Raw genomic sequence first — 6,183 nt, forward strand, 5'->3', positions numbered from 1 at the left:
ACCCCGATGAAGGAGGAGAGAATGGCCGCCATGGAGAAGGCGTTGAGGGCATTGGCCACCGCCTGGGATTCGATCACCGAGCCCAGGGCCTTGAGCAGGGCATCCACATTGCCCCCCTCTGCGATCACCGGGCCGAACTCGCTGCGCGGCAGGTTGCCGAACACGCTGGCCAGCCAGATGAGGTAGAAGGTCAGGGCGATGACAGTCCCCCCCAGGATGGCGCGGCTGGCGCGGCGCTCCTCGCCATAGTAGGCCCGCATGGACGACACCGAGTGGTGATAGCCGAACGAGGTGAGCGCCACCGGCAGCATCACCAGGGCATATTGGGCGTAGTGGGTCTCACTGCCGACTCGATCGAGCAGCAGGTCGAGGCGAATGTTCATCGACAGGCCGGAGATGCCAAAAACAAAGCTCAATCCCATCAGGATCACCAGCAGCACCGAGATGCGGTCTACCGCCCGGGTGGAGTGCCACACCAGCACCGAGAAGACCAGGGTGAACAGCACCGAGGACCAGTGGCTGCCCATCCCCGTCATGCCATCTATGATGAGACCGGCCGAGGTGATGTAGGCGTAGAGCAGGATGCCGCCGACGAAATAGACGCTGAGATTGTTGAGGGCATTGACCTTATCCCCCAGCAGATCCCGGGTAACGGTATCGAAGGAGACGCGCAGCGGATAACCCTTGTAGGATTCGAGCAGCATCCAGCCAGAGATCGTCATCACCACCATGGTCAACGCCACCGCGAGCATGGACCAGAGGCTCCAGGCCCCCGCGCCCGCACTCGGCAGGCCCAGCATGCCAGCCCCCACACAGACGCCGGCAATGATGCATGCCCCGCCCACCAACGATGGTTTATGTTCCATTTACTTCCCCAAAGACGATTGTTGATCTGGTCGCGACCGCGGACCGTTGCATCTGCTACGCCGGTTGTCATCGTAAGATCGCGCTCATCTATGCTATCGGTGCCCAGCCGCTTGCTGCTGCATCGGCGGCAGAAGCTGTGCTATCGACGCCCTGGCCGCTTGCTGCTGCGTCAGCGAGGCAATACGTGGCTGAGGCTAGCTACCGATCCCAACATGGCAGCAGGGCGGCCATGTTGGGGGTGTGACTTTACCCTGCTCCCCCTCAGGTATCAAATCCGGGGGCGAATTGACGGGAAATGGGGGCGATGTCCGGCCGTTAACCCCAAGTTTGGGGCGTCTCAGGCCCCGGACACGACAAGGGCGCCCGCAGGCGCCCCGTGTCGGTTTCCCGGAGGATCCAGGTTATCCCGTATAGATGGGCAGCATGCCCGCCATGGCCATCAGATGGAAGACGGCCGTCAGCACCCCGAAGACGATGACGGCCACCACCATGGGCTGGCCGCCGGGCGCCTTGAAACCGCCCCCTTGTGGCGCCAGCTCCCGGGACTTTTTCGCCAGCAGGGCGGGAATGATGCAGGCCCAGACGGTCGCCGCGGCCCCGGCATAACCGATGGCCACCACGAAGCCGAAGGGGAACAGCAAGGAGAGCAGCAGAGGTGGAAGGAAGGTGACGCCCCAGGACTTGGCACGGCCGGCGCGGCTGTTGTCGAACTTGAACAGATCCGCCAGATAGTCGAATACCCCGAGCCCGACCCCGATGAAGGAGGAGAGGATGGCCGCCATGGAGAAGAGGTTGATGGCGTTGGATACCCGCTTGGATTCGATCACCGAGGCCAGCGCCCCGAGCAACACATCGACGTCGCCCCCCTTGGCGATAACGGGGCCGAAGGCACTGCGGGGCAGATTGCCGAAGATGCTCAGCAGCCACAGCAGGTAGAGCGCCAGGGCTATCAGGGTGCCCCCCAGGATCGCCTGCTTGGCCTTCTGCTCCTCGCCGTAATAGGCCCGCATCGACGCCACCGAGTGGTGGTAGCCGAAGGACGTCAGCGCCACCGGCAACATGGCCAGGGCATAGGGCGCCTGACCCAGCTCCTCGGTGAGGGAGTGGAACAGCCTGGTCGCGTCTATGTTGGCGGCAAGGCCCGATACCCCGAACACGAAGCTCAGCACCATAAAGGCGATCAAGACGACCGAAATCCGATCCACCGCCCGGGTCGAATGCCAGACGAAGCAGGAGAACACCAGCACGAACAGCACGGAGGCGAACTGGCTATTGATGCCGAGCAGGCCGCTCAGGATCAGACCCGAGGAGGTGATATAGGCGTACAGCAGAATGCCGCCGACGAAATAGACTGTCAGATTGTTGAAGACATTTATTTTGTGACCGAGCAGATCCTTGGTCACCGAATTAAAAGAGGCGGTCAATTCATAGGGCTTGAAGGCTTCCAGCAACATCCAGCCGGAGACCGTCATGATGATCATGGTGAGAATAATGGCCAGCGATGACCAGCTGGTCCAGGCGCCCGCCCCCGCACTCGGCAATCCCAGCATGCCGGCGCCGACACAGACGCTGGCAATAATGCAGGCCCCTCCCGTCACGGATGGTTTCGATGTCATGTGTTGTCACTCCCGAAATTTCACAGAGCTGCGAAAAAAAAAGGGGCACCCGATAAAGTGCCCCTGACTCGTTATGCTTCTATTAATTTTTCATTCTTGTTGCTGGTCGCTTGCTTGTTATTGTCGACCTCTTTCAGTCTGGCGGTGAAATGGCGCAGTACCGCCGGCTCATAAATGAAGTCGAGCCCCTTCACGTTCCTGGCGTTCTTCTTCACCTCGCCGAAGGCCTCGATGACGAAGTCCATGTGGGTCTGGGTATAGGTGGCACGCGGTATGGTGAGACGCAGCAGCTCCGCCGGGCAGGGGTGCTGCTTGCCGGTGGCGGGATCCCGTCCCAGCAACAGGGAGCCGATCTCCACCGCACGGATGCCCGCGACCTTGTAGAGCTCGCACGCCAGGGCGTGGGCCGGGAACTGATCCGCCGGGATATGGGGCAGCAGCTTGCCCGCATCCACGAAGGCCGCGTGGCCGCCCGCCTGCTGGCACACCACGCCGATGGCCTCCAGGCCATCCACCAAGTATTGCACCTGACCGATGCGATAGGCCAGCCAGTCCTGGCGCATGCCGTCTCGCAGGCCCACCGCGAGCCGTTCCATGGCACCGCCCTCCAGACCGCCGTAGGTCGGGAAACCCTCCTGCACCACGCACAGGGTGCGGCACTCGGTGTAGACGTCCAACATGCTGTCGTCCTTGAAGCAGAGCAGCCCCCCCATCTGCACCATGGCATCCTTCTTCGCCGACATGGCGAGGCCGTCGGCGTACTTGTAGGACTCCAGGGTGATCGCCTCTATGCTCCAGTCGGCGTAGCCGGGCTCGCGCTGCTGGATGAAGTAGGCGTTCTCGGCGAAGCGGGCCGAGTCCATGATGACCGGAATGTCGTACTTGCGGGCGATGGCGTACACCGCCTTCAGGTTGGCGATGGAGACCGGCTGGCCACCGGCGGAGTTGCAGGTGATGGTGCTGACGATGTAGGGCACGTTGGCGGGACCCGCCTCCAGGATGGCCTCCTCCAGCTTGACCAGATCGAAGTTGCCCTTGAAGTCGGCGGTGACCGAGGTGTCGAACGCCTCCTTGGTGTAGACGTTCTTCGCCACGCAGCAGTTGATCTGGGTGTGACCCTGGGTGGTGTCAAAGAAGTAGTTGGAGAGCGCCACCATCTTCTTGCGATCCAGCCCCTTCTCCTGCTCTCGCTTCTTGATCAGCACCGGGATGTAGATCTGCTCGGCGCCGCGTCCCTGGTGGGTCGGGATGGTAAGGGAATAACCGAAGATCTCCTGCACCGCCCGCTGCAGGGCGTAGTAGCTGCGGCTGCCGCTGTAGGCCTCGTCGCCGCGCAGCATGGCAGCCTGCATGTCCTGGGTGATGGCGCCGGTGCCACTGTCGGTCAGCAGGTCGATGAAGACGTCTTCACTGTCCAGCAGGAAGGGGTTCATGCCCGCCCGGACGATGGCCTCCTCCCGGTAGGCACGGGTGGTACGCTTGACCGGCTCGATGACACGAATGCGGAACGGTTCGGGAAGATGCTTGAAGTTTTCCATGGATAGACACCCTTGCTTTAAATATTCAGGATGAATCTCATCACCCGCCATCAATAAGCAGTTGGCAGGTAGCAAATAATGAGATCGGGTGCACGACATCGCCTCGCCAATAAACAAGGTGAATGAAGGTGCAGATTATTTCAGATTAGGTATTCAGACGGACTCGTTGCATCCAGATAAATGCACAAGCACCGCGGGGGATATTACAGCGGGAAGAAGAACGCGATTTTATGGTCCAGGGTAAACCACTTGGGATAGCTGACCTTGATATGCATGTTGTTGCTCATCTGGTTGGAATTAACAACGCCCATTAACAGGGTCCATTATGGTGAGCCCTTGCATATGATCAATTGCAACATGAGCAATTTGGGATGGCGCTAACAGTTTGACGGGGGATTTTTATACACCCCGGCTCGCGCCCCCTGACGCGCACTCTCCCTGGCCGATGGCTCAATGATTCAGCCAGGGCAACCGCTGCAGCAAGTCATGACGGTCGGCCAGCGGTGTCTGGCTGACCCAGATATCCAGCAGGCCGTAGGAGAGCAGCGGCAACACCAGCAGCAACAGGCAGAGCAGCCCCAGCAACCGCCGGGGGCTGAGCCGGCGGCGTGGTGTGCCAAGGTGCAGCGCATCGGCCCGCCTGGGGCAGGCGGCGACGCAGCTCAGACAACTGGTGCACTCCAGGCTTCGCACCGCGATGAGCTGGTGCACCTGAATGCGTGACGGGCAGGCCCGGCTGCACTTGTCGCAGTCGTGACCGGAACTTCGCAGGCAGCGGACCGGGTCACGGCGAATGCGCAGGGGCGTCAACAGACCGAGCAGGGCGAGCCAGGCGCCATAGGGACAGAGATAACGGCAAAAGCCCTGGCGGAAGGTAGCGGTGAGCAGCAGCACCCAGCCGAGGCAGAGGCCGGAGACCAGGGACAGGTTGAAGAAGAAGGCCCCCATCTTCATGTCTGCGGCCTGATGGTAAGGGCTGGCGAGATAGCCCGGCAGGGCTGCGGCGGGCACCGCCAGCAATATGATGAAGAGCAAAAAGCCGAGCACCAGGAATTTCTGGGCCCGCAGCAGCCAATCCAGCCAGCGCGGCGGCGTCCACTCCCCCGGCAGCAGGCGGTTGCGCAGGCGATGCAGCCACTCACCCACCAGCCCGATCGGGCAGAACCAGGCGCAGAACGCCCGCCCCAGCAGCAGGGCCGACAGACTGAGCACCAGCACCGTGATGGTGGCCGCCGGATGGTGCGGATCCACCAGCCCCTGCCCAAGCCAGGCCCGCAGCCCGAGCCCGCCGGCGATGGGCAGGAAGCCGTCCACCACGTCCGGGCGAACCAACCAGGGACTCGTTCCCTGACCCAGCAGCCAGACATGCAGACCATATTGCACCGCCACCAGCCCCCAGCAGAGCAGCAGCAGATGGCGGGCCCAGGCCCGCAGCGGCTGGCTGCCGAGCTCACCGAGTGCCGGTTGCGGTCTGTATCTGTGCCACAGGGCGAGGGGGACGACCACCAGCCCCAACGCGAGCCAGAGCAGGCTGTCCGTCGCCACCAGCCAGAGCAGGAACAACAGGCCGAGGGCGAGGCACCACGGCCAACCGGATCGCGCCTGCCACGCCAGCAGCACCAGATAGACCAGGCCGGCGGCCATGGTCATGGCTTCAATCAGGCTCATACCTCTCCCTCATGGAACTCATTCGGATAAGGGGGGCAGGATAACGAACATCTGAGTTGATTGTTTTGATCTGCATGGGCAGAGGGGGCATTCCACAGGATTGTCCCCCGCCGGCGCTCATCCTTTGCGGCTGTTGAACAGCGGCTGGTCGGACTCGGCCTGCTCGGCCCAGAAGTGGATGTTGAAGCGAGCGTCCTCCGACAGCTCGACCCTGTGCCAGTACCGGGGCGGGCTGGTGGCAAACTCCCCGGCCCGGATCACCAGGCTCAGCTCCGGCTCCTCGGCCTGTTCGTCGGCAAAACCGTGGTAGGTCACGGACCCCTCCATCACGCAGAGCTGGCCGAACACGCCGGCCGCGGTGTTGTGGTGGGTGAGCAGGGCCTGGGGCACATTCTCGCGGGTGAAGAAGGGGGTGGAACGACGCACCACCCAGTGAGACGGGATCAGTTGCATGGCCATATCAGTTCTCCTCGAGTGGCCGGGTCGACCCGGCC

Annotated in this window: 6 protein-coding genes; all 6 read right to left on the minus strand. The window is 62.4% G+C overall.

Annotated features, from left to right (window positions below; all coding sequences use genetic code 11):
* A partial coding sequence (locus tag BN1127_RS14340; protein WP_042649918.1) for an aromatic amino acid transport family protein occupies positions 1 to 866 on the minus strand: 866 nt, incomplete at its 3' end.
* A gap of 402 nt (positions 867 to 1,268) precedes the next feature.
* Positions 1,269 to 2,483, minus strand: a complete 1,215-nt coding sequence (locus tag BN1127_RS14345; protein ID WP_042649916.1) for an aromatic amino acid transporter — start codon at positions 2,481 to 2,483, stop codon at positions 1,269 to 1,271.
* A gap of 71 nt (positions 2,484 to 2,554) precedes the next feature.
* The gene (tnaA, locus tag BN1127_RS14350; RefSeq protein ID WP_005330038.1) at positions 2,555 to 4,021 is read right to left on the minus strand and encodes a tryptophanase; all 1,467 of its coding nucleotides are present in this window, start codon (positions 4,019 to 4,021) and stop codon (positions 2,555 to 2,557) included.
* A gap of 203 nt (positions 4,022 to 4,224) precedes the next feature.
* Entirely contained in the window at positions 4,225 to 4,332 is a 108-nt protein-coding gene (gene tnaC, locus BN1127_RS21650) for a tryptophanase leader peptide (RefSeq protein ID WP_081805816.1), read from the minus strand.
* Positions 4,333 to 4,471: 139 nt separating this feature from the next.
* Positions 4,472 to 5,689 (minus strand): 4Fe-4S binding protein, encoded by a 1,218-nt coding sequence (locus tag BN1127_RS14355; protein WP_005330037.1) that lies wholly within the window; start codon positions 5,687 to 5,689, stop codon positions 4,472 to 4,474.
* A gap of 117 nt (positions 5,690 to 5,806) precedes the next feature.
* The gene (locus BN1127_RS14360; RefSeq protein ID WP_005330036.1) at positions 5,807 to 6,148 is read right to left on the minus strand and encodes a TehB family protein; all 342 of its coding nucleotides are present in this window, start codon (positions 6,146 to 6,148) and stop codon (positions 5,807 to 5,809) included.
* Positions 6,149 to 6,183 lie beyond the last annotated feature (35 nt).

This window comes from Aeromonas media (assembly GCF_000819985.1).
In the GTDB taxonomy this organism is placed as follows: Bacteria; Pseudomonadota; Gammaproteobacteria; order Enterobacterales; family Aeromonadaceae; genus Aeromonas; species Aeromonas media.